24 protein-coding genes and 1 pseudogene are annotated in these 25,682 nt (G+C 65.1%); 18 read left to right on the top strand and 7 right to left on the bottom strand.

What is annotated here, in order from left to right:
- Positions 1-62: 62 nt before the first annotated feature.
- The gene (locus ACZ9A3_RS08640) at positions 63-980 is read left to right on the top strand and encodes a LysR substrate-binding domain-containing protein (protein WP_213601541.1); all 918 of its coding nucleotides are present in this window, start codon (positions 63-65) and stop codon (positions 978-980) included.
- Between the two features lie 79 nt (positions 981-1,059).
- Positions 1,060-2,310, top strand: coding sequence for a 2-aminoadipate transaminase (locus ACZ9A3_RS08635; RefSeq protein ID WP_093383769.1), 1,251 nt, complete (start codon positions 1,060-1,062; stop codon positions 2,308-2,310).
- On the opposite strand, the gene ACZ9A3_RS08630 is transcribed toward ACZ9A3_RS08635, so the two are convergent.
- Complete coding sequence (locus ACZ9A3_RS08630; protein ID WP_476252389.1) at positions 2,307-2,942, bottom strand: ArsR/SmtB family transcription factor; 636 nt, start codon at positions 2,940-2,942, stop codon at positions 2,307-2,309. The two genes, ACZ9A3_RS08635 and ACZ9A3_RS08630, sit on opposite strands and share 4 nt — an antisense overlap.
- Positions 2,943-3,017: 75 nt before the next feature.
- On the opposite strand from ACZ9A3_RS08630, the gene ACZ9A3_RS08625 reads away from it, so the two are divergent.
- Positions 3,018-3,506, top strand: a complete 489-nt coding sequence (locus tag ACZ9A3_RS08625) for a DUF2938 domain-containing protein (protein ID WP_258597536.1) — start codon at positions 3,018-3,020, stop codon at positions 3,504-3,506.
- Between the two features lie 9 nt (positions 3,507-3,515).
- Here the strand turns inward: ACZ9A3_RS08625 and ACZ9A3_RS08620 are convergent, their stop codons facing one another.
- On the bottom strand, positions 3,516-3,803 hold the full coding sequence (locus ACZ9A3_RS08620) for a hypothetical protein (protein ID WP_045196837.1): 288 nt from the start codon (positions 3,801-3,803) through the stop codon (positions 3,516-3,518).
- A 172-nt stretch (positions 3,804-3,975) separates the two neighbouring features.
- On the opposite strand from ACZ9A3_RS08620, the gene ACZ9A3_RS08615 reads away from it, so the two are divergent.
- Positions 3,976-4,407 (top strand): hypothetical protein, encoded by a 432-nt coding sequence (locus ACZ9A3_RS08615; protein ID WP_045196835.1) that lies wholly within the window; start codon positions 3,976-3,978, stop codon positions 4,405-4,407.
- A gap of 522 nt (positions 4,408-4,929) precedes the next feature.
- Here the strand turns inward: ACZ9A3_RS08615 and ACZ9A3_RS08610 are convergent.
- Positions 4,930-5,874 (bottom strand): LysR family transcriptional regulator, encoded by a 945-nt coding sequence (locus ACZ9A3_RS08610; RefSeq protein WP_093383788.1) that lies wholly within the window; start codon positions 5,872-5,874, stop codon positions 4,930-4,932.
- A gap of 83 nt (positions 5,875-5,957) precedes the next feature.
- Here ACZ9A3_RS08610 and ACZ9A3_RS08605 point away from each other — a divergent pair, with 83 nt between their 5' ends.
- The 4 genes and pseudogenes from ACZ9A3_RS08605 to ACZ9A3_RS08590 all read left to right on the top strand — a co-directional run bounded on the left by ACZ9A3_RS08605 (position 5,958) and on the right by ACZ9A3_RS08590 (position 10,071).
- Positions 5,958-7,010, top strand: coding sequence for a Gfo/Idh/MocA family protein (locus ACZ9A3_RS08605; protein ID WP_258610463.1), 1,053 nt, complete (start codon positions 5,958-5,960; stop codon positions 7,008-7,010).
- Positions 7,011-7,063: 53 nt separating this feature from the next.
- Positions 7,064-8,456 (top strand): annotated as a pseudogene (locus ACZ9A3_RS08600) (MFS transporter).
- On the top strand, positions 8,453-8,908 hold the full coding sequence (aroQ, locus tag ACZ9A3_RS08595) for a type II 3-dehydroquinate dehydratase (RefSeq protein WP_045196826.1): 456 nt from the start codon (positions 8,453-8,455) through the stop codon (positions 8,906-8,908). The pseudogene ACZ9A3_RS08600 and the gene aroQ overlap by 4 nt, the downstream one beginning before the upstream one ends.
- On the top strand, positions 8,905-10,071 hold the full coding sequence (locus ACZ9A3_RS08590; RefSeq protein ID WP_476252388.1) for a Gfo/Idh/MocA family protein: 1,167 nt from the start codon (positions 8,905-8,907) through the stop codon (positions 10,069-10,071). Before aroQ ends, ACZ9A3_RS08590 begins: the two co-directional genes overlap by 4 nt.
- On the opposite strand, the gene dsdC is transcribed toward ACZ9A3_RS08590, so the two are convergent.
- The gene (dsdC, locus tag ACZ9A3_RS08585) at positions 10,064-10,996 is read right to left on the bottom strand and encodes a DNA-binding transcriptional regulator DsdC (protein WP_476252387.1); all 933 of its coding nucleotides are present in this window, start codon (positions 10,994-10,996) and stop codon (positions 10,064-10,066) included. The genes ACZ9A3_RS08590 and dsdC overlap by 8 nt on opposite strands.
- Before the next feature lie 2 nt (positions 10,997-10,998).
- Positions 10,999-12,351, bottom strand: a complete 1,353-nt coding sequence (locus tag ACZ9A3_RS08580) for a D-serine ammonia-lyase (RefSeq protein ID WP_258610459.1) — start codon at positions 12,349-12,351, stop codon at positions 10,999-11,001.
- Positions 12,352-12,527: 176 nt separating this feature from the next.
- Between ACZ9A3_RS08580 and fusA the strand changes: the two genes are divergently transcribed.
- The 7 genes from fusA (at position 12,528) to ACZ9A3_RS08545 (ending at position 21,462) form a co-directional block, all read left to right on the top strand.
- Complete coding sequence (fusA, locus tag ACZ9A3_RS08575) at positions 12,528-14,633, top strand: elongation factor G (RefSeq protein ID WP_258597530.1); 2,106 nt, start codon at positions 12,528-12,530, stop codon at positions 14,631-14,633.
- Positions 14,634-14,781: 148 nt separating this feature from the next.
- Entirely contained in the window at positions 14,782-17,232 is a 2,451-nt protein-coding gene (gene ligD, locus ACZ9A3_RS08570) for a DNA ligase D (RefSeq protein WP_476252386.1), read from the top strand.
- A complete protein-coding gene (locus ACZ9A3_RS08565; RefSeq protein WP_476252385.1) occupies positions 17,229-18,242 on the top strand; it encodes an acyl-CoA dehydrogenase family protein in 1,014 nt (337 codons plus the stop codon). Before ligD ends, ACZ9A3_RS08565 begins: the two co-directional genes overlap by 4 nt.
- Positions 18,239-19,003 carry a PIG-L deacetylase family protein gene (locus ACZ9A3_RS08560; protein ID WP_093383806.1) on the top strand — a complete coding sequence of 255 codons (765 nt, stop codon included), beginning with the start codon at positions 18,239-18,241 and terminating at the stop codon, positions 19,001-19,003. The genes ACZ9A3_RS08565 and ACZ9A3_RS08560 overlap by 4 nt, the downstream gene beginning before the upstream one ends.
- Entirely contained in the window at positions 19,000-19,599 is a 600-nt protein-coding gene (locus ACZ9A3_RS08555; protein ID WP_476252384.1) for a class I SAM-dependent methyltransferase, read from the top strand. The genes ACZ9A3_RS08560 and ACZ9A3_RS08555 overlap by 4 nt, the downstream gene beginning before the upstream one ends.
- Complete coding sequence (locus ACZ9A3_RS08550) at positions 19,596-20,255, top strand: glycosyltransferase family 2 protein (RefSeq protein ID WP_476252383.1); 660 nt, start codon at positions 19,596-19,598, stop codon at positions 20,253-20,255. The genes ACZ9A3_RS08555 and ACZ9A3_RS08550 overlap by 4 nt, the downstream gene beginning before the upstream one ends.
- Before the next feature lie 112 nt (positions 20,256-20,367).
- A complete protein-coding gene (locus ACZ9A3_RS08545) occupies positions 20,368-21,462 on the top strand; it encodes a serine hydrolase domain-containing protein (RefSeq protein ID WP_258716927.1) in 1,095 nt (364 codons plus the stop codon).
- A gap of 13 nt (positions 21,463-21,475) precedes the next feature.
- Here the strand turns inward: ACZ9A3_RS08545 and ACZ9A3_RS08540 are convergent, their stop codons facing one another.
- Positions 21,476-22,411 (bottom strand): LysR family transcriptional regulator, encoded by a 936-nt coding sequence (locus tag ACZ9A3_RS08540; protein ID WP_093383815.1) that lies wholly within the window; start codon positions 22,409-22,411, stop codon positions 21,476-21,478.
- A gap of 114 nt (positions 22,412-22,525) precedes the next feature.
- On the opposite strand from ACZ9A3_RS08540, the gene ACZ9A3_RS08535 reads away from it, so the two are divergent.
- Both ACZ9A3_RS08535 and ACZ9A3_RS08530 read left to right on the top strand, forming a co-directional pair.
- Positions 22,526-23,722, top strand: coding sequence for an MFS transporter (locus ACZ9A3_RS08535; RefSeq protein WP_476252382.1), 1,197 nt, complete (start codon positions 22,526-22,528; stop codon positions 23,720-23,722).
- A gap of 9 nt (positions 23,723-23,731) precedes the next feature.
- A complete protein-coding gene (locus ACZ9A3_RS08530) occupies positions 23,732-24,121 on the top strand; it encodes a nuclear transport factor 2 family protein (RefSeq protein WP_476252381.1) in 390 nt (129 codons plus the stop codon).
- Here the strand turns inward: ACZ9A3_RS08530 and ku are convergent, their stop codons facing one another.
- Entirely contained in the window at positions 24,122-24,982 is an 861-nt protein-coding gene (gene ku, locus ACZ9A3_RS08525; protein WP_476252380.1) for a non-homologous end joining protein Ku, read from the bottom strand. It abuts the gene before it with no gap.
- Between the two features lie 178 nt (positions 24,983-25,160).
- On the opposite strand from ku, the gene ACZ9A3_RS08520 reads away from it, so the two are divergent.
- A complete protein-coding gene (locus ACZ9A3_RS08520; RefSeq protein WP_093383824.1) occupies positions 25,161-25,670 on the top strand; it encodes a DUF4142 domain-containing protein in 510 nt (169 codons plus the stop codon).
- Positions 25,671-25,682: the final 12 nt, after the last annotated feature.

Here is a 25,682-nt window from a genome sequence, read left to right as displayed (position 1 = left end):
TAGAAGCACATGATTCCGTAACGGAATGACCTCATCTCTTTTTCGCCAGGTTGAACCCGCCCATGTCCAAACGCCTGATGCCCTCCACCACCGCCCTGCAGTGCTTCGAAGCCGCCGCCCGGCACCTGAGTTTTACCCGTGCAGCCCAAGAGCTGCACCTGACCCAGAGCGCGGTGAGCAAGCAGGTCGCGCAGCTTGAAGAGATGCTCTCGCACCCGCTGTTCCAGCGCATCCGCCGGCGCCTGCACCTGACCCCGGCCGGCGCCCTGTACCTGGCCGAGGTGAACAAGATCCTGGTGCAACTGGACATGTCCAGCCGCTACATCCTCAGTTATGGCGGCGAGACCGAAGTGCTGCGCATCGCCACCCAGCCGACCTTCGGCGAGCGTTGGCTGGTGCCTAATCTCAAGGGCTTCGGCGAGCGCCATCCGCGTATTCACCTGGACATCCGCAACGAACTGGAGCCCTTCGACCTGGTTCAGGCCAAGGCCGACATCGCCTTCTTTTTCGGCCAGGGCACCTGGCCCGGGGCAACCTGCATCGAGCTGTTCAAGGAGCAGGTGGTGCCGGTGTGCGCCCCGGACCTGCTGGTCCGGCAGCACTTCGACAGTGCCGAATCACTCACCGAACACCGCCTGCTGCAGTGCACCTCGCGGCCCGAGGCCTGGCATGAGTGGTTTCTCGGCCAGGGCCTGCACAGCCAGAACAGCTACCACGGCCCACGCTTCGACACCTTCTACATGTGCATCCGCGCCGCCCAGGCCGGCTGCGGCATCGCCCTTGTCCCGCGTTATCTGGTGGCCGAGGAGCTGGCCGAAGGCAAATTGGCGATCCCCTGGAACCACCCGAAAACCAGCGAGGGCTCGCATTTTATCGCCCACGCCGAGCATGCCGCCGAGGTGCCCAAGGTCCGCGCCTTTGTCGAGTGGATCGTTGAGCGCGTGGGCAGTGGCGGGCAAGTTCCGGAATTGAAGGAATGATTGCAATCCTTTATTTCGTTTGCACTGAATAACCGCGGCTCGCTTAGATAATAAGAAACTGCAGCGAGGCCGCGGGCAAATGAGTCACGAAACTATCAGCCAGTCTATTTCCGTAGTTCACCCTATTACTCTGTCACACGGTAAAAACGCGGAAGTCTGGGACACCGACGGCAAACGTTATATTGATTTTGTTGGCGGTATTGGCGTGTTGAACCTGGGCCACTGCCACCCGCGAATTGTTGCCGCCATCCAGACGCAGGCCACGCGCCTGACCCACTACGCCTTCAACGCCGCCGGGCATGAGCCCTACATCGAGCTGATGCACCGGCTGGCGCAGTTCGTGCCAGTGTCTTACCCGCTCAGTGGCATGCTCACCAACAGCGGTGCGGAAGCTGCAGAAAACGCCCTGAAGATCGCTCGCGGTGCCACCGGCAAGACTGCGATCATCGCCTTTGACGGCGGCTTTCATGGCCGCACCCTGGCGACCCTCAACCTCAACGGCAAGGTCGCCCCCTACAAGCAGCGCGTCGGCGTGCTGCCGGGGCCGGTGTATCACCTGCCCTTCCCCAGCCAGGACACCGGGGTGAGCACCGAGCAGGCGCTCGAGGCCATGCAGCGCCTGTTCAGCGTCGAGATCGACGTCAATGACGTGGCCGCCTTCATCTTTGAACCGGTGCAGGGCGAGGCCGGCTTCCTGGCTATGGAACCTGCGTTCGCCCAGGCCTTGCGCAGCTTCTGCGACCAGCACGGGATCCTGCTCATCATCGATGAAATCCAGTCGGGTTTTGGCCGCACCGGCCAGCGCTTCGCCTTCCCGCGCCTGGGCATCGAGCCGGACCTGCTGTTGCTGGCCAAGAGTATTGCCGGCGGCATGCCGCTGGGCGCGGTGGTCGGGCGCAAGGCGCTGGTCGACAACCTGCCCAAAGGCGGCCTGGGCGGTACCTACTCCGGCAACCCAATAGCCTGCGCCGCCGCGCTGGCCACCCTGGATGAAATGAACGATGCCAACCTGGCAACCTGGGGCGAGCAGCAGGAAGCGGCGCTGCTCAGGCGCTTCAAACGCTGGCAGGCCAACAAACTTTCACCTTACCTGGGCCGCCTGACCGGCACCGGCGCCATGCGTGGCATCGAGCTGGTCAACGCCAATGGCAGTCCGGCCACGGCGCAGCTGGCACACCTGCTGGCATCTGCCAGGAGCGCCGGCCTGCTGCTGATGCCCAGCGGCAAGGCGCGGCACATCATCCGCTTGCTGGCACCGCTGACCATCGAGCCTGAGGTGCTGGAAGAAGGCCTTGATATCCTCGAACGCTGCCTTGGCGAGCTGGCTTAACCCTGCAGCGGCCCGGGCCACTGCTCAACGCCCGCAAGGTAATGACGCGCCTTGAAGCCCCCGGCTTTCAGGGCCGTCACCGCATCGCGGGAAAACACGCACCAGGGCCCACGGCAATAGGCGACCACTTCCTGGCTGGCCGGCAGTTCTCCCAGGCGCTGCTGCAATTCGCTGAATGGAATATTGATCGCCCCCGGCAAGTGCCCTTGGGCAAATTCCTCGGCCGGGCGCACATCGAGCAGGGTCACGCTGTGCGCCTGCAAACGCTCAAGCAGCTCTTCCCTGCTGATCCCTTCCAGCTGTTCAGGCGCACTCAGGCTATCGCTCATCAGCTCGCGGATCGCCGCACGGTTGAACGCGGCCAATTGCCCGAGCGCCGCCAGCACCTCGGTGATCGGCCCGGCGCTGAGCCGGTAGAGCACGCGCTTGCCATCACGGCGGGTCTGCACGAAGCCGGCGCGGCGCAAGTGCTGCAGGTGCTGGGAGGCGTTGGCCACCGACAGCTGGCACTGCTGGGCCAGTTGCTCGACGGCCAGCTCACCGCCCGCCATCTGTTCGAGCAGATTCAGGCGGTGGGCGTGGCCAAGGGTCCGCGCCAGCTCGGCAATCTGCTGGTGTTGCTGGGTTTTCATATCAGTCATTGACAGCAAGGTAGCATTGGCCAATCATTCAATCAATCTATTGAATGTTATTAAAAGGAGTACGCCATGCTTGAAGGATTGACCCTTGCGATACTGATTGGCGTAACGGCCACCGCCATTGCCGATCTCTGGTCGCTGTTCCAGCTGCGCGTGCTGGGCATGGCCGGGCCGAACTGGGGCTTGGTCGGCCGCTGGATTGGCCATATGCCGCGCGGGCAGTTCGCCCATCAGAGCATCGCCAAGGCGCCTGCGCTGGCCAACGAACGGCTGATCGGCTGGAGTGCGCATTACCTAATAGGGGTGATGTTCGCCGCTTTGCTGCTCGCCCTTTGCGGGCTGGAGTGGGCGCAACAGCCACGGTTTATGCCAGCATTTGTGCTTGGCCTGGCGACCGTGGCGGCGCCCTACCTGATCATGCAGCCCGGCATGGGCGCCGGTGTCTTTGCCTCGAAAACCCCCAAGCCGAATGTGGCGCGGGCACGCAGCCTGCTGGCCCATGGGGTGTTTGGCGTGGCCTTGTACCTGGCCGGGTTGTTCTGGGCTGGCGTGCTGTAGCCCAACGGATTACAGGCCCAGTTCTTGCGGAGTAAGCATGTCGCATTCAAAGGCGATCCAGCCGCCTTCCAGCTCGGCATGGCCGTTAACGATCGGGCCGTAGTAGCTCAGGCCGTTATCGAGGGTCACGCAGATGTGCGTCGCCTTGTCCGGAGCGGCCAGGGCACCGACAAAGTGGACCTTCTTCAGCGTCTCGGTAACGGCTTCAAGACCCACCCGAATTGCAACGTTTTCCACCGCTTCAACGTCTGCATGCAGGTCGTCGCTGACGGTTACGGTGGCTGTGTAGTTGTACATGGTCGAACTCCAACGACAATTCTATCGGCGTCTGCTGACGCTCACGGGCGCATAGGGTAATGGAGCGGCCCGGAAAAAGCCCGCGCCTATCGACGAGGCGACGCACGAAGGTACCCTCGGCCCGCCCCGGCTGGTATTGTGCCCCCCGGTAAAACCTGTCAGAGGAATGACATTGAGTGCTGAACAGAACCTGACCTCGGACATGTTCGAGGTCGACAAGCGCCTGGGGCTCAAGCCCGTGGTGGATTTCAACAACTACCTGCAAAAAGCCTTCGGCGACGGGCCTTGCACCTGTATCCGCTGCCGCACCAGCGGCGGTGACGAAACGGGCTACGAGTACCAGCACACCTTCGTGCTCGACGGCCAGACGCTCAACCGGCGCTTTGCCAACACCGCGGGCAGCGATGTGCTCAATGCACTGAAGAAGGCCTGGCTTTCGTACACCAAGGCCGACCTGCCGGCGCTGGGTGCGCTGGACCTGAGCGCAGTGAAAGGTTTTGTTGAACCGCAGCTGCACAAGCGCCTGCTGCCGTTGTTCCTGGCCAGCGGCCTGGTGCGTGAAATCGACGGGCAGTGGATGCTGCAGGTGCAAGCCGGCGATTGAGTGCTTGGGGCTGCTTGTGCAGCCCATCACCGGCAAGGCCGACTCCCACAGGTAGCGTAGGCTTTTAGAGGCGCGAGCTGATCCATTGGCGATGCTGCTCACACCTCACCTTTGCTTCTAGATGTACGTAATTGCAGACGCCACCTATCGTCCCTTGCAGAAGGCCGAGTGGAACCCTTGCGTAGTGGGGCGACGGCCATGGATGGCCGGCGAGCGCCGTAGGGCCAGGGACGGCCCTTCGGCGCGCCCCCACGGGAGCAAGGGTGGAAGGAGGGAACCCGGAGCGCAGCGCAGGGCCGATGAAGGGACAGGGCGTTTTTGGTTACTTTTGCCGCCAAGCAAAAGTGACCCGCCGTAAGGGCGGAAGGCGCCGGCAGCGTCTCATCATCAAATGGATCAGCTCAAACACAGCCTGGCTGCCCCAATACTTGCAAGCTTCTTAAGACAGTTACTACCACACTTCCAGGCCTGTACAGCACCTGTGGGATCGGCGATGCGGCGACGGCCTGCCCGCGATGCCCCTCAGCCACCCACCGCCAGCGCAAACGGCCCCTGCGCCAGTTGCTCACGCAAGAACGCCACGCAACTGCGGACCTTCGCCGAGCTACCCGAACGCGCCGCCGTCACCGCCCAGACATCCGCCGGCTGGTGATATGCCGGCAACACCCTGACCAGCGACCCCTCCTGCAAGCTGGCGGCCACGTCCCAGTACGAAGCCATGATGATGCCGTGCCCGTCCATCGCCCATTGGCGGACGATATCGCTGTGGTTGGCGGCCATGGGACCGGTGACCTTGACCGTTTCCGGCCCGCCCGGGCCGACCAGTCGCCACACGCCAAAGCGGTCGTCGCGGCTGCGAAACAGCAGGCAATCGTGCTGGGCCAGTTCCGCCGGTACCCGCACCGGGCCGCGCCGCGCCAGGTAATCCGGCGATGCCGCCAGTACCCGCTTGTTCTCGGCAATGCGGTGAGCGATCAGGTGTTTTTCCTGCACCTCGCCGACGCGGATGTCGATATCGAAGTTCTCGCCAATCAGGTCGACCCGGCGGTCGAGCAGTTCCAGCCAGATATCCAGGGTCGGGTGACGCTTGCGCAACAGCGACAAGATCGGCGCGATGTGCTCGCGGCCCAGGCGCAGGCTGGTGCTGATACGCAGGGTGCCGCGCGGCTCGCTGTGGGCAGCGGACAACGACTCAAGCATCGACTCGACGTTCTCGAGAATCTTCTGCGCCCAGATGAACGCCGCCTCGCCGTCGCTGGTGATATTCACCCGCCGCGTGGTGCGGTTGAACAGCTTGACCCCCAGCAAGGTCTCGAGGGTGGCAATGCGCTTGCTGACATGCGCCGGCGACAGGCCGATCTCGGTGGCGGCGGCGATGAAGCTTGAGCGGCGCGCCACTTCGCAGAACAACTGCAGGTCGCGCAGCAGCGGTTCATTATTCGCTAATAGCGCATTCTGATTCTTCATCTGGCCCGATTATCTCCTGGGAGTTTTTTATTAGCCTCTCACAAAACCGCTGCCGCGGTCCGCATAACAATAACGAGAGCGCCATGAACAAACTTCGCATTGCCGTTGCCGGTGCCGGCCTGATTGGCCGCAGGCATATCGAACTGATCCAGGCCAGCGCCGAGTGCGAACTGGCCGCCCTGATCGACCCGGCCCCGGCCGCCGCCGAGCTGGCAGCCAGCCACGGCGTTGCCCTCTACCCTTCACTTGAGCAACTGTTTGCCGAGCAGCGCCCGGACGGGGTGATCCTCGCTACGCCCAATCACCTGCATGTCGAAGGCGCCCTGGCCTGCGTCGACCACGGCGTTGCCGCGCTGATCGAAAAACCCGTGGCCCACACCCTGGAGGAAGGCAAGCGCCTGCTGGCGGTCGCCGAGCAAAGCGGTGCGCGGTTGCTGGTCGGCCATCACCGTGCCCACAGCGCGATCCTCGCCAAGGCCCGCGAGGTAATCGCCGAAGGCTTGCTCGGCAACCTGGTGGCGGTGATGGGCAGCGCGCTGTTCTACAAGCCCGACGACTATTTCGACGCCGCGCCCTGGCGCCGGCAGCTCGGCGGCGGGCCGGTGCTAATCAACATGATCCACGAGATCGGCAACCTGCGTTCGCTGTGCGGCGAGATCGTCGCCGTGCAGGCCCAGGCTTCCAGCGCCACCCGTGGCTTTGCCGTGGAAGACAGCGTCGCCATCAGCCTGCGCTTTGCCAACGGCGCCCTCGGCACCTTCATGCTCTGCGACACCGCCGCCTGCGCCCGCAGCTGGGAGCAGACCGCGCGGGAGAACCCCGATTACCCCAGCTACGCCGACGAAGACTGCTACGTGATCTGCGGCACCCAGGGCACGCTGTCGATCCCGACCATGCGTCTGAAGTACTACGAGCAATCTGCCGAGCGCTCATGGTGGAAACCCTTCAGCACCGCCGTGGCGCCGCTGCAAAGCGCCGACCCGCTGGCCCGCCAGCTGGCGCACTTCTGCCAGGTGGTGCGTGGCGAACAAGCGCCGCTGGTGAGCGTGCGCGACGGCCTGCGCAACCTGCAGATCGTCGAAGCCATCAGCAGCGCCGCGCGCAGCGGGCAGATCGTCGACACCGACAGCCTCTGAAGCCTTTTATCCAGTCCTACCGCTCCATAACAACAACAAACGGAGACAGACAGATGGCCAACCATCCCCAAGGGCTGCATGCAGCCCGGCAAACCAAGAAAGCCACGGCCAGCGGCTGGGTCGGCTCGGCGCTCGAGTACTACGACTTCTTCATTTATGCCCAGGCTGCGGCGCTGATTTTCCCGCAGATCTTCTTCCCTTCCAGCGACCCGAAACTGGCCATCGTCGCCTCCCTGGCCACCTACGGCGTCGGCTACCTGGCGCGCCCGGTCGGCGCCTTCGTGCTCGGCCACTGGGGCGATACCCGCGGGCGCAAGCATGTGTTGCTGCTGTGCATGCTGTTGATGGGCCTGGCCACCTTCGCCGTCGGCCTGCTGCCGACCTACAACCAGATCGGCTACTGGGCGCCAGTGCTATTGGTGGTGCTACGCCTGGTCCAGGGCTTTGCCGTGGCCGGGGAAATCGCCGGTGCCAGCTCGATGATCCTCGAACATGCGCCGCCCGGGCGTCGTGGCTTTTACGCAAGCTTCACCCTGCAGGGCGTGCAGGCCGGCCAGGTGCTGGCGGCGGCAATCTTCCTGCCGCTGGCCTATTTCATGCCCGAAGAGGCCTTCAACAGCTGGGGCTGGCGCATCCCCTTCCTGCTCAGTGCCGCCGTGCTGCTGGCAGCATTCATCATCCGCCGCGAGGTCGAGGAGCCGGCGGCGTTCACCCAGAAAGTCGCCAAGGTGGTGCGCCAGCGCTCGCCCATCGGTGAAGCCTTCAAGCACAGCTGGCGCGGCATGCTGGTAGTACTCGGGGTGTCGCTGATGAACGTGATCCCGGTGGTGACCACCGTGTTCGGCGCCGCCTATGCGGTACAGCCGGCCTACGGCGTGGGTTTTGACAAGAGCGTGTACCTGTGGATCCCGGTGGTCGGCAACATCGTCGCAGTGCTGGTGATCCCCTTTGTCGGCAACCTCTCCGACCGCATCGGCCGCCGCCCGCTGATCATCGGCAGCGCCATCGGCTGCGGGTTGATGTCGTTCCTTTACCTCTATGCCATCAGCCTGCACAACCTGCCGCTGGCGTTTGCCGCCTCGCTGCTGATGTGGGGGATGATCTACCAGGGCTACAACGCCATCTTCCCAAGCTTCTTCCCCGAGCAGTTCCAGACCCATTACCGGGTCTCGGCCATGGCCGTGGCGCAGAACATCGGCTACATGATCACCGCCCTGCTGCCGGCGCTGTTCACCGCCGTGGCGCCGCCGGGCTCCGACAACGTGCCGCTGCTGATCGGCGCCATCACCTGCCTGGTCACCGCGCTGTCGGCCATCGCCGCCTGGAGCGCCCCGGAAACCTACCGCACGCCCATCGACCAGCGTCGGCAAAGCCGACGCGGTAAGCCTGGACAAACCCACCTACGACGCCCTGCGCGCCAACGCCCTGACTGGAAACCAGCCATGAATACCCTGCTCGTGCTCAACGGCCCCAACCTGAACATGCTCGGCCTGCGCCAACCCGAAGTCTACGGCCGCGAAACCCTGGCCGATGTCGAAAACCTCTGCCAGCAGGCCGCCCGGCGCCTGGAGCTGAAGCTTGAGTTCCAGCAGACCAACCACGAAGGCCAACTAATCGACTGGATTCACCAGGCCCGTGGCCGGGTCGCCGGAGTCGTCATCAACCCCGGCGCCTGGACCCACACCTCGGTGGCAATTCACGACGCTTTGATTGCCGCCGAGGTACCGGTGATCGAGGTGCACATCTCCAACGTCCACCGCCGCGAAGCCTTCCGCCACCACTCCTATGTGTCGCTGGTGGCCAAGGCGGTACTGGCCGGCTTCGGCACCCACGGCTACGTGCTGGCGATCGAACATTTTGCCCGCGAACTCAAGCACGCCAACGGAGGCGCCCAATGAAAACCATGGCCAACCCACAACAACGACTGCGCCTGGGCTTTGTCGGCGGCGGCCTGGAGTCGTCGATCGGTTCGACTCACCGTTACGCGGCGTCCCTGGACGGCCATTACCAGCTGGTCGCCGGGGTCTTCGCCCGCGACCCCGAGCGCAACCTGGCCGCAGCCCAGGCCTATGGCGTGGCGCCAGAGCGCGCCTATGCCGATTTTGAAGCCATGGCCAGGGCCGAAGCCGCCCGCGCAGACGGCATCCAGGTGGTGGCGATCATGGCGCCCAATGCCGTGCACGTACCGGCCAGCCTTGCGTTTCTCAAGCACGGTATCGATGTCATCTGCGACAAGCCGCTGGCGGCGAACCTTGCCCAGGCCAATGCCCTGCTCGATCAGGTTCGCCAAGGCCCGGCCCTGCACCTGCTGACCCACAACTACAGCGGCTACCCGTTGATTCGCGAAGCCCGCGAACTGATCGCCCAGGGTGCGATCGGCGAGGTGCGCCTGGTGCAGGTCGAGCACGCCAGCGCCTTCGGCACCCACCCGCTGGAGCAGCAAGGGGTCAAGGCCCTGGCCTGGCGCACCGACCCCAGCCAGGCCGGCGCTTCGTCGGTACTGGCCGATGTCGGCGTGCATGCCCACCAACTGCTGCGCTTTGTAACAGGCCAGGAGGTCAGCCAGGTCTCGGCCGAGCTCAGCACCCTGGTGCCGGGCCGCGCCTCGGACGACAACGCCCACGTCAAACTGCGCCTGAGCGGCGGCGGCCGAGGCCTGCTATGGGCAAGCTTCGTCGCTGCCGGCCAGCGCCATGGCTTGCAGATCCGGATCTTTGGCTCAAGCGGCTCGCTGTACTGGCACCAGGAACAACCCGAGCGCCTCGAACTGCGCCACCAGGACCAGCCGCACCAGGTGCTGCGCCGGGGTGAAAGCTGGCTCAGCGATGCCGCCAGACAAGCCACGCGAATCAAGGCCGGCCAGCCCGAAGGCCTGCTCGAAGCCTTCGCCAACATCTACAGCGACGCCGCCGAACTGATCAGGGCCCGCCGCGAACAGCGCGCCCCGGCGCCCTTGGCACGCCTGTGCCCGACCGCTGAAGACGGCCTGCGCGGCATGGCATTTATCGAGGCGTGTGTGCAGTCGGATCGCCAGGAGGGGCGCTGGATCGAAGTCAATTGAGCGCGCACTCGCGCAACCACTCAATCATCACCCGCAAACGCAGCGGTAACCTCTCCCGCGGCGGATGCACCAGGTAATAACCCTGCCCCGCCGTCTGGCAGAAGCCCCCCAGGGGCAGGATCAACGCGCCCTGGTCGAGCAAGGGTTGCACCAGGCGCTGGCGACCGATGGCCACGCCGGCATGGTGGCTGGCGGCGGCGCTGCACAGGTCGGAGCGGTCGAAGGTCAGGTGGCGGGCGGGCAGGTGCTGCTGTACGCCCTGCTCGCCGGCCCAGCGTTGCCACTCGGCGTCGAAGGCGGCATGTTCCCAGGCCAGGGCATCGTGCAGCAAGGTGCACTGGGCCAGGCGCCCGGGGTGGTCGATCAGGCCGTGGCGCTCGGCATACTGCGGGCTGCACACCGGGGCGACGTGCTCATCCATCAACAACTGGCTGGCCAGCCCGGGAAACTCGCCATGGCCATACAACAAGGCCAGGTCCACCGGGCGGGTGCGAAAATCCACCGGCTCGTTGCCGGTGCGGATGTCCAGGCTGACCTGCCGATAGCGCTGCTGGAAATCCGCCAGGCGCGGCACCAGCCAGTGCTGGGCCAGCGACGGCCGTACATACAGGCTCAAGGCACCGCTGACTTCTTCAGTCGACGGTTGCAGGGCTTCTTGCAGTTGCGCTTCCAAGCCTTGCAGCACTTGATAGAGGCGCTCGCCTTCAGCGGTCAGGCGAATGCGCCGGGTCAGGCGTTCGAACAGGCGCAACGCCAGGGCTTGCTCCAGGCGGGCGATGCGATGGCTGACGGCGCTGGCAGTCAGGCACAGCTCTTGCGCGGCCTGACTGAAGCTCAGGTGCCGGGCAACCGCGACAAAGGTGTGCAGGTTGGCGAACTGGGCGCAGCTCTTGCGGCTGCCAAGGCGATCGGGCAGGTTGAGCATGCTCAGTTACCGGCCAGTTCTGCGCGGCCCCTGGCCAGGTAGCGGTCCATCTCCTCGCGCGGCACCATGCTGCCGCCGGTGCCCCACACCAGGTGGGTGGCGCGGGCCATGCGCGCCTCACTCAAGCCCAGGCGCTGACGGTAGCCCTGCTGCTCCTGCAGCACAGTGCACATGCCCGCGAGCCCGGCCAGCGCCGACGGCTCGAGTTCGATGCCCTCACACGCCTGCATCTGCGCCAGCTGGCGGTACAGGGTGGCGTCGCTGACGGTGTAGTAGCCATCGACCAGGCGCTGCAACGAACGGCCGACAAAACCCGAGGGCCGGCCCACCGCCAGGCCGTCGGCGGCGGTCTGGTTGTCGATGCCGAAGTCGTACACCGACACCGCGTCGTGCAGGCCGGTGTACACGCCTAGGAACATGCACGGCGAGTGGGTCGGCTCGGCGAACAGGCAATGCACCGCGTCGCCAAAGATCTGCTTGAGGCCGAAGGCCACGCCACCAGGCCCCCCGCCGACGCCGCAAGGCAGGTAGACGAACAGCGGGTGCTCGGCATCCACCACGATGCCCTGTTCCGCCAACTGGCGCTGCAGGCGCTCGGCGGCCACGGCGTAACCGAGGAACAGGTTCAGCGAATTTTCATCATCGACAAAGTGACAGTGCGCATCGCCCTCGGCCTCCTTACGGCCCTGCTCCACCGCCACGCTGTAATCGGCGCTGTACTCGCGCACCTCGACGCCGCAGGCGCGCAGGCGCTCCTTTTTCCACTGGCGGGCATCGGCAGACATATGCACGGTGGCCTTGAAACCCAGGCGCGCGCTGATGATGCCGATCGACAAGCCCAGGTTGCCGGTGGAGCCGACCGCCACGCTGTACTGGCCGAAGAACGCCCGGGCGGCATCGCTGTCGAGCCTGGCGTAGCTGTCGCCCGGTTGCAGCAGGCCGCCTTTGAGGGCCAGGTCTTCGGCATGCTTGAGCACTTCATAGATGCCGCCACGGGCCTTGATCGAACCGGAAATCGGCAGCAGGTTGTCGGCCTTGAGCCACAGCGCGCCGTTCACTGGCAGTTGCTGCTCGGCGCACAGCACCGCCTGCAACGCGTGCAGCGCCATCAACGGCGATTCGATGATGCCGGCGCTGGCCGAGGTTTCGGGGAACGCCGAGGCGATGAACGGGGCAAAGCGTTCGAGCCGCGCGCTGGCCTCACGGATATCCGCAGCGGTCAGCGCCACGTCAGCGAGAGCTTCGGCGCTCGGCGCCAGGGCCGGGTTGAACCAGCAGGTCGGGCGCAGCGCCACAAGACCTGCGATCAACGGATGACTTTGGCACCAGGCAGTAACGGATTTTTCCAGCGGCATCGGGCAGCTCCATGAGGCGAATACAGCGATTAAGCGACAGCCCCGGGCGCTTTACAACCGATGCCTGCTCAGCCCATGGATGAACCTGCTTCAGCCATGGCCCGCCGTGCAAGGCGCTGCACTTCTGCTACCTTGGGAATACCCTCTTCTTGTGCATCACACACAGGTGACCCCTCATGGCGCGCACCACCCCTATCGAGCTGTACCGCAACATCGGCATCGTCGCCCATGTTGACGCCGGCAAGACCACCACCACCGAACGCATCCTGTTCTACACCGGGGTCAACCACAAGATGGGCGAGGTGCACGACGGCGCCGCAACCATGGACTGGATGGCCCAGGAGCAAGAGCGCGGCATCACCATCACTTCGGCGGCGACCACGGCGTTCTGGCAGGGCTCGACCAAGCAGTTCCCCGACAAGTACCGCTTCAACATCATCGACACCCCCGGCCACGTCGATTTCACCATCGAGGTCGAGCGCTCGCTGCGCGTGCTCGACGGCGCGGTGGTGGTGTTCAGCGGCGCCGACGGTGTCGAGCCGCAATCGGAAACAGTCTGGCGCCAGGCCAACAAGTACCATGTGCCGCGCCTGGCCTACGTCAACAAGATGGACCGCCAGGGCGCGGACTTTCTGCGCGTGGTCAAGCAGATCGACCAGCGCCTGGGCCACCACCCGGTGCCGATCCAGCTGTCGATCGGCGCCGAGGAACATTTCGCCGGGCAGATCGACCTGGTGAAGATGAAGGCCATCTACTGGAACGACGACGACCAGGGCACCAGCTACCGCGAAGAAGAGATTCCCGCCGACATGCTCGCGCTTGCCAACGAATGGCGCGCGCACATGGTCGAGGCCGCCGCCGAGGCCAACGACGAGTTCATGGAGCTGTACCTCAACGGCCAGGAGCTGAGCAACGAGCAGATCAAGGCCGGCCTGCGCCAGCGCACCCTGGCCAACCAGATCGTCCCGGCGATCTGCGGCTCGTCGTTCAAGAACAAGGGCGTGCCGCTGATGCTCGACGCGGTCATCGACTACCTGCCGGCGCCCTCGGAAATCCCGGCGATCAACGGCACCGACCCGGACCACGAAGACAAGCACCTGGAACGCCATGCCGACGACAACGAACCGTTCTCGGCGCTGGCGTTCAAGATCGCCACCGACCCCTTCGTCGGCACCCTGACCTTCGCCCGGGTCTACTCCGGCGTGCTCAGCTCCGGCAATGCCGTGCTCAATTCGGTCAAGGGCAAGAAGGAGCGGATCGGGCGCATGGTGCAGATGCACGCCAACCAGCGCGCCGAGATCAAGGACGTGTGCGCCGGCGACATCGCCGCGCTGATCGGCATGAAGGACGTCACCACCGGCGACACCCTCTGTGACATCAACCAGCCGATCATCCTCGAGCGCATGGACTTCCCCGACCCGGTGATCTCGGTGGCGGTCGAGCCGAAAACCAAGGCCGACCAGGAGAAAATGGGCATCGCCCTGAGCAAGCTGGCCCAGGAAGACCCGTCGTTTCGCGTGCGCACCGACGAAGAGACGGCGCAGACGATCATCTCCGGCATGGGCGAGTTGCACCTGGACATCATCGTCGACCGCATGCGCCGCGAGTTCGGCGTCGAGGCCAATATCGGCAAGCCGCAGGTGGCCTACCGCGAGAAGATCCGCAACACCTGCGAGATCGAAGGCAAGTTCGTTCGCCAGTCCGGCGGTCGCGGCCAGTACGGCCACTGCTGGATCCGCTTCGCCCCGGGCGATGAAGGCAAGGAGGGCCTGGAGTTCGTCAACGAAGTGGTCGGCGGCGTGGTGCCGCGTGAATACATCCCGGCGATCCAGAAAGGTATCGAAGAACAAATGCAAAACGGCGTGCTCGCCGGTTATCCGCTGATCGGCCTCAAGGCTACGGTGTTCGACGGCTCGTACCACGACGTCGACTCCAATGAGATGGCCTTCAAGGTCGCCGCCTCCATGGCCACCAAGCAACTGGCGCAAAAAGGCGGCGCGGTGCTGCTGGAACCGGTGATGAAAGTCGAAGTGGTGACCCCCGAAGAATACCAGGGCGACATCATGGGCGACCTCAGCCGGCGCCGCGGGATGATCCAGGAAGGCGGCGAGACCCCGGCGGGCAAGGTAGTGCGCGCGGAAGTGCCGCTGGGCGAGATGTTCGGCTACTCCACACAGATGCGCTCGATGACCCAGGGCCGCGCCAGCTACACCATGGAGTTCACCAAGTACGCCGAGGCGCCGGCGAGCATCAGTGAGGCAATCATCAAGAAACAAGGCTGATACACCGACCGCTGGCACCCTGTGGCAGCCGGCCTTGCCGGCGATGGGGTGCGCAGCGGCCCCACCTCGAACAAAAGCCGATTGAACTCCCACCCCTGCCGCCCTATCCCAATGCTTAGGACCCGCCCAAAAGCCGCAGGACACCGCCATGGCCAAGCCGTTGCAGGAGTACGCGCGCAAGCGCAATTTCGACGCTACCCCGGAGCCCGCAGGCCATCAGCGCAGCGGCAAAAAAACCGCCCACGCCCTGCAGTACTGCATCCAGAAACACGACGCCAGCCACCTGCACTATGACTTTCGCCTGGAGCTGGACGGCACCCTGAAAAGCTGGGCCATCCCCAAGGGCCCGTCGCTGGACCCCAAGGTCCGGCGCCTGGCCGTGCACGTCGAAGACCACCCGCTGGACTACGCCAGTTTCGAAGGCACCATCCCCGAAGGCCATTACGGTGCCGGTGATGTGATCGTCTGGGACCGTGGGGTATGGATTCCCGAAGAAGATCCACACAAGGCCTATGCCAAGGGCAAGCTGCGCTTTCGCCTGCAGGGCGAGAAACTCTCGGGCATCTGGAACCTGTTTCGCACTCACCTGGCCGGCAAGAAGGAGCAGTGGCTGCTGATCAAGTCCGACGATGCCCAGGCGCGCCCGCAGGCCGACTACGACATTCTCGAAGCCGAGCCGGACAGCGTGGTCAGCGAACGCACGCTGCCCACGCGCACACCCAAGGCAGACGGCAACAGCGAACTCGGCGGCGCGAAAAAAGCTGCCCTGCCCGCCTCGCTCAAGCCGCAACTGGCCACCCTGGTAGAGACGCCGCCCGAAGGCGACTGGCGCTACGAAGTCAAGTTCGACGGCTACCGCATCCTCGCCCGCATCGAAGGTGACGAGGTGCGCCTGTTCACCCGCAACGGCCATGACTGGACCGACAGGCTGCCCCGGCAAGCCAAGGCCCTGGCCAGGCTCGGCCTGCACTCGGCCTGGCTCGATGGCGAGATGGTGGTGGCCAATGAGCACGGCGTCGCGGATTTCCAGGCCCTGCAGAATGCCTTCGACCAGCAACGCGACGAGCAGATCCTCTATTACCTGTTCGATGTGCCCTACCTCAACGGCATGGACCTGCGCCAGTGCCCGCTGGAGCAACGGCGTGCGGCGTTGGCAAAGGTGCTGGAAAAGGCCGATGAAAAGCGCCTGCGCTTTTCCGCCGACTTTGACCAGAGCGTCGAATCGCTGCTCGACAGCGCCTGCAAAATGCAGATGGAAGGCCTGATCGGCAAACGCCTGGGCAGCAGCTACCTGAACCGGCGCAGCAGCGACTGGATCAAGCTCAAGTGCAAGCAGCGCCAGGAGTTCGTCATCGTCGGCTTTACCGAGCCCAAGGGCTCGCGCGAGGCCTTCGGCGCGCTGTTGCTGGCCCTGCATGATGACAACGGCGAGCTGCGCTATGCCGGCAAGGTCGGCACCGGGTTCAACAGCGCGACCCTGGCCCATATTCACCAGCGCCTCAAACCCCTCGAAGTGGCCAGGCCGCAGTTTGCCAAGCCGCCCAGCGGCGCCGAGGCCAGGGGGGTGCACTGGCTCAAGCCAAGGCTGCTGGCCGAGGTCGCCTATGCGCAGATGACCCGCGACGGCGTGGTCCGCCATTCGGTGTTTCATGGCCTGCGCGACGACAAACCAGCCAAGGCCATTGGCCTGGAGCAACCCGTGAAAACCCCGGCAAGCAAAACGTCCAACCTGCACCTGACCCACCCCGACCGCGTCATCGACGCCAGCACCGGCATCAGCAAGCGCCAGGTCGCCGAGTACTACGCCCAGGTCGCCGAGTGGATCCTGCCGCACCTCAAGCGCCGCCCGGTGGCGCTGGTGCGCGCACCCGATGGCCTGGCCGGCGAGCTGTTCTTCCAGAAGAACGCCGCGCAATTGAACATCCCGGGCCTTGAGAGCCACGCCAAGGCCGAAGCCGGCCAGGCGCTGATGATCATCGACCAGGCCCGGACCCTGCTCGGCGCGGTGCAGATGAACACCCTCGAGCTGCACACCTGGAACGCCACCGCCAAGGATTTCGACAGGCCCGACCGCCTGATCCTCGACCTCGACCCCGACCCGGCGCTGCCGTGGAAGGCCATGCTCGAAGCCACCCAGCTGACCCTGGCGCTGCTCGACGAACTGGGCCTGCAGTCATTCCTCAAGACCAGCGGCGGCAAGGGCATGCACATTGTCGTGCCGCTGACCCGGCGCGCCGGCTGGGACGAGGTCAAAGGCTTCAGCCACGCTATGGTCCAGCACCTGGCCGGGCTGTTCCCCGAGCGCCTGTCGGCGGTGTCCGGGCCGAAGAACCGGGTCGGGCGGATCTTCATCGACTACCTGCGCAACGGTAAAGGCGCGACCACGGTTTGTGCCTATTCGATCCGCGCCCGCGAAGGGCTGCCGGTGTCGGTGCCGATTCGCCGTGAAGAGCTGACCGAGCTTAAAGGCGCGAACCAGTGGAACCTGCTCAACCTCGGCGAACGCCTGGCCGCAGGCGATGACCCTTGGGCCGGGTATGGCCAGGTACGCCAGTCGATCAGCAAGGAACTGCGCCGGCGCATGGGGGTTGAGCCATGAACCACCTGGAGCTGTTACAGACCTTCGCCCGTCGCCCGCAGGCGCTGACCCTCGACCGCCAGTTGCAACGCTGCCTGGAACAATGCCGGGAGACCGGTCTCGACCAACTGCCGCTGCCCGGCCATGGCCGCACCCTGCAGCGTTGGCAGGTACTGGCCGAGGTCGCCGGGGCTGATCTGGCCCTGGCCAAGCTGTTCGAGGGCCACACCGACGCCCTGGCGATCATCCATGAGTGCGCCGCCAGCCATCTGGACCCGGCGGGCAGTTGGGGGGTATGGGCAGCCGAGCCGGCCAATGCGCGGGTGCGTATCGTCCGTCGCACCGGCAACGACGTGCACCTGCAAGGCCGCAAGGCCTGGTGCTCCGGCGCCCTGCAGATCGACCGGGCGCTGCTCACCGCCTGGGACGAACAAGACCGTCCGCAACTGGTGGCGGTGGCCTTGAACCAACCGGCGCTGCGCATCTTCAATGACGGCTGGCAGGCGGTCGGCATGGCCATTACCGCCAGCGTCGATGTCGAGTTCAACGACTGCCCGGCGCACCTGGTCGGCAGCAGCGGCCAGTACCTGTCGCGACCGGGCTTCTGGCACGGTGGCGCTGGCATCGCTGCCTGCTGGTACGGCGCGGCGCAAACCCTGGGCGAGTTTTTGCTCGAACACTGCCGCAGCCATGAAGACGCCCACGCCCAGGCGCATCTGGGTGCAGTCGACGCTGCGCTTGCCGGTGCCCGGGCGGCCTTGCACGAAGCCGCGGCGTGGATCGACGGCCACCCTGGCAGCGATGCCGAGCTGAGCGTCCGGCGCCTGCGCGCGCAGGTCGAAAACGCCGCGCTGTGTGTGCTCGATCACGTCGGCCGGGCCCTGGGGGCGACGCCGTTCTGTCGCGACAGCCAGTTTGCCCGGCTCAGCGCCGACCTGCCGGTGTTCCTGCGCCAGAGCCATGCCGAGCGCGACCTGGCCGAGCTGGGCCGGCAAGTGCGTGCAACCCCAGAGGGAGGCTGGCGGCTATGACCCTGCAACCACCGCAAAACCCGATCCAGGCGCCGGGCACACCGCTGGCGCACTGGCAAGCGTCGGCGATCCTGCAGTCGGTGCCGGCAATTACCCATGACCAGTTGGTGCCTGTTGGCAGGCGCCTGGTGGTGGTCGCCCCGCACCCGGACGACGAAGTGCTCGGCTGCGGCGGCGTGCTGGCTGGCATGCGCGGCCGTGAACACGAGTTGCTGCTGGTCTCGGTCAGCGACGGTGAGGCCAGCCACCCCGATTCGCGCCACTGGACCAGCGAACGCCTGCGCCAGCAGCGCCCACGGGAAAGCGCCGATGCCCTGCGCCGCCTCGGGCTGGACCTGAGCCGCCTGAGCTGGCTGCGCCTGGGCCTGGCCGACAGCGCCGTGGCCAACCATGAACGCTGGCTGGCCGAACGCCTGGTGCAGCTACTGCGCGCCAGCGACCGGGTGCTGACCACCTGGCGCCTGGACGGCCACTGCGACCATGAAGCAGTAGGCCGCGCTTGCGCCCGCGCCTGCGACACTGTCGGTGCGCGCTTGATCGAAGTGCCGATCTGGGCCTGGCACTGGGCCCGCCCCAGCGACCCGCGGCTGCCCTGGCAGCGCGCCCACAAGCTGTTTCTCGACCGCGCGGTGCTGGCCCTCAAGCAACAGGCCATCGCCGCCCATACCAGCCAGTTGCAGGCCGACGAGCAGACCCCGCCGGTGCTTGACCGCGAGGCCCTGGCCCGCCTGCAGCAACCCTTCGAACTGGTGTTCACATGAGCGTCTCGGCCAGCTACTTCGAGCACCTGTTCGCGCACAGCGACGACCCCTGGGCGTTTCGCACCCGCTGGTACGAAAAACGCAAGCGCGAGCTGCTGCTGGCCAGCCTGCCGCGCCAGTACTACGGCCGCGTATTCGAGCCGGCCTGCGCCAATGGCGAACTCAGCGCCGCCCTCGCCGAGCGCTGCGAAAGCCTTTTGTGCCAGGACCTCAACGCCACCGCCGTGCAACTGGCCGCTGAACGCCTGCGGCCATGGCCCAACGCCGAGGTCATGCAAGGCTGCCTGCCTGGCGACTGGCCGGCCGGCGAGTTCGAGCTGATCGTGCTCAGCGAGATCGGCTACTACCTGGACCCCGGCCAGTGGCTGGAAGTACTGGAGCGCGCCACGGCCAGCCTGACCTCTGACGGCGCCCTGCTGCTGTGCCACTGGTTGCACCCGATCGACGGCTGCCCGCAAACCGGCCACCAGGTCCATGAACTGCTGGCGGAGCGCTTGCCGTTGTACCGCAGCCTGCGCCACGAAGAGGCTGACTTTGTTCTTGAATACTGGTGCGTCCAGCCTTATGCCATCGACCTTGACGAGCCCTGCCTATGATTGCCGTGATTGTCCCCGTGCATAACGAAGAACAACTGCTCGGCCGCTGCCTGCGCGCCCTTGGCCGTGCCGCCCGGACGCTAACGGCGCGGGGCGAAGAGGTACAGACAGTGGTGGTACTGGACGCTTGCAGCGATGCCAGCGAGGCCGTCGCCCGCGCCCATGGCGTGGAGCTGCTCAAGGTCCAGGCGCGCAATGTCGGCCAGGCGCGCCGCGCCGGTGCGGCGTTGATGCTCGAGCGTGGCGCGCGCTGGCTGGCCTTCACCGATGCCGACAGCTGCGTACCGGCTGACTGGCTGTTATGCCAGCTGGCCTTTGCTGCCGATGCGGTGTGCGGCACGGTGCATGTTGAAACCTGGCAGGCCCACCAGGATGCGGCGCTGCGCGAACGCTACCTGGCCCATTACCAGGCCTGCGAAGGCCACCGGCACATACACGGCGCCAACCTCGGCATCTGCGCCCGCGCCTACGAAAAGGTCGGGGGGTTCCAGCCATTGCCGCTGCACGAGGATGTGCAACTGGTCAACGACCTGCAGCAAAGCGGCGCACATATCGTCTGGACCGCGCGCAACAGCGTGTCGACCAGCAGCCGCAAGGACTGCCGGGTGCGCGGCGGCTTCGGGGATTTTCTCAACAACCTGAACGGCCTGGCCTGAACAGAGAAACCTGTTAACCGTCCGCCGCACTTTTTCACAAATGCCCTCAAGTTAATCATCAGCGCGGTTCTTATGATCAGGCCTGCTTGATCAACCACGAGGGAGAAACACCATGGATGTCAGTTGGCAGTATCTGAGTACCCCGGCCGCCGAGTACTTCAGCGAGGTACTGCAGACCACACCTGCCCAGGTCAAGAATGACATGAAGCAGATTTTCAAGCGCCTCACCGCACAGGCTGGCCCCGGCTGTGTCTTCAGTGTGGAAAAACAGCAGGCCTTTGTGCTCGAAGGCGCTACCGGCTATGCCGACATCGAGCAGCGCAGCCCTTTGACTGCCGACTCGGTGTTCAACCTTGCCTCGGTTTCCAAACAATTCACCGCCTTCGCCATTCACTTGCTGGCCCGCGAAGGCAAGTTGTCGCTGGATGACTCTATCCGCCGCTACGTACCTGAGCTGGGCAGTTACGCCGATCCGGTGACCTTGCGCCACCTGCTGCATCACAGCGGTGGCCTGCCCAGCTACGAGGATGCCGCCCAGGCTCAAGGCATCGCCGATACCCAGCCCCTGACCCAGGCCCAGGCACTCGCCTTGCTGGCAGCACAGAAACAGGCGGAGTTTGCCCCCGGCACAGAGTTTTCCTACAGCAACAGCGGGTACTTCATGCTCTCGCTGGTGGTCGAGCGCGTCAGCGGCAAGAGCATCCGGCGCTTTTCCCAGCAGGCGATCTTCACACCGTTGCAGATGACCCATACCCGGATTGTCGACCAGTACCCGCTTGATTTCGCTGTAGTGCGGGGTTATACGCGTGCGCTGTGGGGCCCGGTCAAACGGTATGAGAGCCCGTGGGAGGTGACCGGCGACGGCCAGGTGCATTCCAGCGTACGCGACCTGATGAAATGGGGAGCCAATCTGCACAGCGGCAAAGTGGGCGGCCCCGACCTGCTGGCGGTGATGTCCAGAAGTGGCCCGCGGGTGGCAAGGCACCATGAGGACTACGCCATGGGTTTGTCGCCGCGCCTGTACAAAGGCACGCGCCTGCTTGAACACTCCGGCGGCTGGGCCGGCTATGCGACGCAGTTCATGTACTTTCCGGATGCGCAGACCACCGTTGCGGTGTTGTGCAACGAAGAAAACATCGACGCCACTGAATACGCCACGAAAATCGCCGACGCGTTGGCGCTCGAAAAGTGGACCCATCCCCTCTAGGCAAGCCTGCACCTCAAGCCGGTGGCGTGAGAACCGCCTCGATGTGGCGCGCTTGGGCAAGGTGAGCCTTGATGAAGTCGATCCAGGCGCGGACCTTGCGCGGTACGTGGCGGCTGGACGGATACAGGGCATACACGCTTTGCGGCGCAAAACCATAGCCGGGCAGCCCATCGAGCAACTGCCCGCTGGCCAGCTCATCGGCCACCAGCCAGTCCGGCAGCAGCGCCACGCCTGCGCCCTGCACGGCAAAGGCACGCAGGATCGAGGCGTTGTCGGCGATCAGCAATGGCGTGCCCTGAGGGACATACTCCGAACTGCGCGCCTTGCTGTCGACCAGCGCCCAGCGGTTGTTCTGCTCGAAACGGCTGTGCACCAGTTGCGGCAGCTGAGCCAGGCGCGCGGGTGAGTTGATCAACTGCTCGCCGTGGGCAGCCAGCAGGCCGGGCGCCAGCACCAGGCGCACCTGGTAGCTCGCCAGGCATACGCCACGGTAATCGGAGTCGTGTGCCTGGCCCAGGCGGATGGCGACATCGAAGCGCTCGCGCACCAGGTCGACCTGAGCGGTGTGGGTTTCCAGACGCACGCTCAGCTGCGGGTGCAAACGGCAGAACGCTTGCAGTGCCGGGGCGAGCACCTTCAGCCCGTACTCGACCGTGGTGGTAATCCGCAGGCTGCCCTGCAAGCTGGCGTGCTCGGCGCGCGCTTCGTCGATGGCGATGCGGGCATCTTCGACCAACAGCAGGCAACGCTGGTAAAAGCGCTCGCCGGCATCGGTCAGGGCGATGCGCCGGGTGGTGCGGGTCAGCAGGGTGACGCCCAATTCAGCTTCCAGTTGCTTGATGCTGAAGCTGACCGCAGCGCGGGTTTGCTGCAAGCGCTCGGCGGCGCCGGTGAAGGAGCCTGCCTGCACCACGGCGCAAAACAGTTCGAAACGGTCGAGGCTGACCATGCGTGTGGGTTCGCCATTGTCAAAATAATTCGACCAATCTGCCGGGTTTACGCACCTTATTCAAGCGCCAACAAGCCACTAGACTGCGCCTTTCTCCAGCCCTTCGAAGCACTCATGCCCTATCGTGCGAAAGTCACCCTGGTCTATCTGCTGGGTTTCACCCTCGACCTGCTCAACATGTTTGCCCTCAACGCCGCTTATCCCGCCCTGGGCCAGGAACTGCACGCCTCGGTGGCGCAACTGAGCTGGAGCAGCAACCTGTACATGCTCGGCCTGACCCTGGTGATCCCGCTGGGCACCTGGCTGGCCACGCGGCTGGGTGAACGGCAAACGCTAATGCTGTCGCTGGCGCTGTTCGGCCTGGGCTCGGCGCTGGCAGGCAGCGCCGGTTCGATCGACAGCCTGCTGGTCTGGCGCCTGCTGCAAGGCCTGGGTGGCGGCCTGCTGATTCCGGTGGGCCAGGCCATGGCTTATCGCCTGTATGCGCCCGAGCAGCGCCACCACCTGACCTCACTGGTGATGATGGTCGCCTTGCTGGTCCCGGCGTTGTCGCCGGCACTAGGCGGGGTGGTAGTCGATCAGGGCTCGTGGCGCTGGATCTTCTTCGCCATGCTGCCGCTGAGCCTGATCACCCTTGCCCTGGTGCTGGCCTGGCTGCCGGCAAACCCGCTGTTGCCTGCGCCGCAGCCAATGCTGGATTTGCGCCTGCTCGGCCAACCGCTGCTGCGCACGGCGATGCTTATCTACCTGTGCGTGCCAGGCGTGTTCATCGGCGCCAACCTGGTGGCCGCCCTGTACCTGCAGCAGCGCCTTGGGCTCAGCGCCACGGCCACCGGCGCCCTGATGCTGCCCTGGTCAGCGGGCGCCCTGGCGGCGATCGCCTGGGTGCGCTGGCGCTTCAACCTGAGCGGCCCCAAGCGCCTGCTGATTGCCGGGATGCTGATCCAGTGCGCCGCCCTGCTGTGGCTGGCCCTGCCCTCGGTTGCCGGGCACCAGGCCTGGCTGGCGCTGATCTTCGCCCTGCTCGGCATGGGCAGCAGCCTGTGCAGCAGCAGCGCGCAAAGCCTGGCGTTCCTGGCCATCGCGCCGGCGCAAATGGGCCAGGCCAGCGCCTTGTGGAACCTCAACCGCCAGCTGAGCTTCTGCCTCGGCGTCGCCGTGCTCGGCGCCGTGCTTAACCGGTTGCTGCCCGGTGACCAGGCGTTCCGGCACACCTTCATCCTCGCCGCGCTGCTGACCCTGATTCCGCTACCGCTGGTGCTGAAACTGCCCGGGGCTCGCGGCCTGGGGCTTACTACCACTACTACTTGAGATGTGCCCATGACCCATCCCGCTTTCAAGGAAGTTCTCGACGCCCACGTAGCCATCGAACAATGGCTGTCCGGCGCAGCCCACGCCACAGAGCTGGACGCATTGATGGCGCGCTTCAGCGCGCAGTTCTCGATGATCAACCTGCCCGGCCAAATCGTCGATTATCAGGGCTTGCAGCAACTGTTCGCCCACGCCCACGGCCAGCGCGCCGGGCTGCAAATCAGCATCGATGAGCTGCAAGTGATTGGCGAAGGGCCAAGCCTTTGCGTGGTCAGTTATCGCGAATGGCAGGTCGATGACGCCGGCAATCGCTCGGTGCGCCGCTCGACCGCAGTGTTCGAGCGCCACGATGGCGCCCTGCGCTGGCGCCATCTGCATGAAACCACCGTGGCCGGCTGATCAGGCCTTCTTGCGCGGCTTGCTGCCGGCAGGCTTTTTCGCCGCTGGCGCGGCTTTCTTCGCCGCCGGTTTGCGCCCGCCCAGGCTGCGTTTGAGCAGCTCGGTAAGGTCGATGATATCGGCGCTTTTCTGCTCGCCTTCGCCTTCCAGCGGCTCGACCGTGGCGATCTTGCCCTGGCTGGCCTTCTCTTCGACCAGGCTCATGATGGTGTCCTTGAAGTCGTTGCGGTATTCCTCCGGCGTCCAGTGCCCGCTCATGTCCTCGACCAGGCGCCTGGCCATTTGCAGCTCACGCTTGTCGATGCTCGAGTCGCGCACGCTGGCGTCCAGTTCCAGGCTGTCGAGGCCGCGCACTTCCTCGGGCCAGCGCAGGGTGATCATGACCATGGCGTCTTGCAGCGGGCGCAGCAGCGCCAGGTGCTGCTGGGTGTGCAGCACCACCTTGGCCAGGGCCACCTTGCCGGTGCTCTGCAAGGTTTCGCGCAGCAAGGCATAAACCTTGCCACCACGCCGGTCGGGGCTCAGGTAATACGGGGTGTCGAACTGCTGCAGGGGGATTTCGTCGCTGTCGACAAACGAGAAGATATCGATGGTCTGGGTCGCCTCGGGGCGGGCCTTGCGGATCTCCTCCTCGCTGATCACCACGTACTGGCCTTTCTGGTATTGCACGCCCTTGACGATGTGCTCGCGGGCGATCTCCTTGCCGGTGACTTTGTTCACCCGCTTGTAGCCCACCGGTTCCATGCTGCGCTCATCGAGCCAGTCGAAATCGACCCGGTCGCTGCTGATCGCGGTACTCAACGACACCGGGATATGCACCAGGCCGAAGCTGATGGCACCTTTCCAGATAGCTCTGGCCATGACGTTCTCCCAGGGGTATTTGAAGGGCCCTTTGTCAGTCTGACTGTGCCGGTCGGTGAAGGTTTGCTGCAACTGCGCAGATCCGCTACTGCACAGCATTGAAGCTGAACTCTGGCGCCGGCAGCCTTTCGTAAAACTAACAGCCGTCCGTTTGTTCACACCCACGGAGATACCGCTCATGAGCCCGTTCCTGCGCCCCACCCGCCTCGCCCTGGGGCTTTGCGCCCTGCTCAGCATCGGCGCCCAGGCCGCCAGCAACAATGCCTTTGTCGACGAAGCCATCAGTGCCGGCATGGCGGAAATTCAGACCAGCCAGCTGGCCCTGGAAAAAACCCGCTCGCCCGAGGTAAAGGCGTTTGCCCAGCAGATGATCAAGGATCACACTAAAGCCAATCAGCACCTGCTTGAGCTGGCCAGACAACATGGCTTCAGCGTCCCGGACGACGCTGCCCTGACCAGCAAGGCGCGCAAGATGATGCTGCAGGTGCAGGACGGCGCGTCGTTCGATGCGGCCTATGCCACCCATCAGGTCGACGCCCATGAACAGGCGGTGCGCCTGTTCGACGAAGAGAGCCGGTCGACCTCCGCCCCGGACGACCTGCGCACCTTTGCCAAGACTACGTTGCCGACCCTCAAGCATCACCTGCAAATGGCCAAGCAACTGCAAAACGCGCACCGCAAGAACTGAAGGAGGGCCCTG

Source organism: Pseudomonas sp. TE4620 (assembly GCF_056279045.1).
The sequence above is the reverse complement of the archived record's forward strand: the minus strand, read 5'-3'. Positions and strand labels throughout refer to the sequence as shown.

What these genes read in the sequence shown, in the direction of transcription:
- ACZ9A3_RS08640 (WP_213601541.1), top strand. Translation starts at nt 63, where the DNA reads ATGTCCAAACGCCTGATGCCCTCCACCACCGCCCTGCAGTGCTTCGAA.
- ACZ9A3_RS08635 (WP_093383769.1), top strand. Translation starts at nt 1,060, where the DNA reads ATGAGTCACGAAACTATCAGCCAGTCTATTTCCGTAGTTCACCCTATT.
- ACZ9A3_RS08630 (WP_476252389.1), bottom strand. Translation starts at nt 2,942, where the DNA reads ATGAAAACCCAGCAACACCAGCAGATTGCCGAGCTGGCGCGGACCCTT.
- ACZ9A3_RS08625 (WP_258597536.1), top strand. Translation starts at nt 3,018, where the DNA reads ATGCTTGAAGGATTGACCCTTGCGATACTGATTGGCGTAACGGCCACC.
- ACZ9A3_RS08620 (WP_045196837.1), bottom strand. Translation starts at nt 3,803, where the DNA reads ATGTACAACTACACAGCCACCGTAACCGTCAGCGACGACCTGCATGCA.
- ACZ9A3_RS08610 (WP_093383788.1), bottom strand. Translation starts at nt 5,874, where the DNA reads ATGAAGAATCAGAATGCGCTATTAGCGAATAATGAACCGCTGCTGCGC.
- ACZ9A3_RS08605 (WP_258610463.1), top strand. Translation starts at nt 5,958, where the DNA reads ATGAACAAACTTCGCATTGCCGTTGCCGGTGCCGGCCTGATTGGCCGC.
- aroQ (WP_045196826.1), top strand. Translation starts at nt 8,453, where the DNA reads ATGAATACCCTGCTCGTGCTCAACGGCCCCAACCTGAACATGCTCGGC.
- ACZ9A3_RS08590 (WP_476252388.1), top strand. Translation starts at nt 8,905, where the DNA reads ATGAAAACCATGGCCAACCCACAACAACGACTGCGCCTGGGCTTTGTC.
- dsdC (WP_476252387.1), bottom strand. Translation starts at nt 10,996, where the DNA reads ATGCTCAACCTGCCCGATCGCCTTGGCAGCCGCAAGAGCTGCGCCCAG.
- ACZ9A3_RS08580 (WP_258610459.1), bottom strand. Translation starts at nt 12,351, where the DNA reads ATGCCGCTGGAAAAATCCGTTACTGCCTGGTGCCAAAGTCATCCGTTG.
- fusA (WP_258597530.1), top strand. Translation starts at nt 12,528, where the DNA reads ATGGCGCGCACCACCCCTATCGAGCTGTACCGCAACATCGGCATCGTC.
- ligD (WP_476252386.1), top strand. Translation starts at nt 14,782, where the DNA reads ATGGCCAAGCCGTTGCAGGAGTACGCGCGCAAGCGCAATTTCGACGCT.
- ACZ9A3_RS08565 (WP_476252385.1), top strand. Translation starts at nt 17,229, where the DNA reads ATGAACCACCTGGAGCTGTTACAGACCTTCGCCCGTCGCCCGCAGGCG.
- ACZ9A3_RS08560 (WP_093383806.1), top strand. Translation starts at nt 18,239, where the DNA reads ATGACCCTGCAACCACCGCAAAACCCGATCCAGGCGCCGGGCACACCG.
- ACZ9A3_RS08555 (WP_476252384.1), top strand. Translation starts at nt 19,000, where the DNA reads ATGAGCGTCTCGGCCAGCTACTTCGAGCACCTGTTCGCGCACAGCGAC.
- ACZ9A3_RS08550 (WP_476252383.1), top strand. Translation starts at nt 19,596, where the DNA reads ATGATTGCCGTGATTGTCCCCGTGCATAACGAAGAACAACTGCTCGGC.
- ACZ9A3_RS08545 (WP_258716927.1), top strand. Translation starts at nt 20,368, where the DNA reads ATGGATGTCAGTTGGCAGTATCTGAGTACCCCGGCCGCCGAGTACTTC.
- ACZ9A3_RS08540 (WP_093383815.1), bottom strand. Translation starts at nt 22,411, where the DNA reads ATGGTCAGCCTCGACCGTTTCGAACTGTTTTGCGCCGTGGTGCAGGCA.
- ACZ9A3_RS08535 (WP_476252382.1), top strand. Translation starts at nt 22,526, where the DNA reads ATGCCCTATCGTGCGAAAGTCACCCTGGTCTATCTGCTGGGTTTCACC.
- ACZ9A3_RS08530 (WP_476252381.1), top strand. Translation starts at nt 23,732, where the DNA reads ATGACCCATCCCGCTTTCAAGGAAGTTCTCGACGCCCACGTAGCCATC.
- ku (WP_476252380.1), bottom strand. Translation starts at nt 24,982, where the DNA reads ATGGCCAGAGCTATCTGGAAAGGTGCCATCAGCTTCGGCCTGGTGCAT.
- ACZ9A3_RS08520 (WP_093383824.1), top strand. Translation starts at nt 25,161, where the DNA reads ATGAGCCCGTTCCTGCGCCCCACCCGCCTCGCCCTGGGGCTTTGCGCC.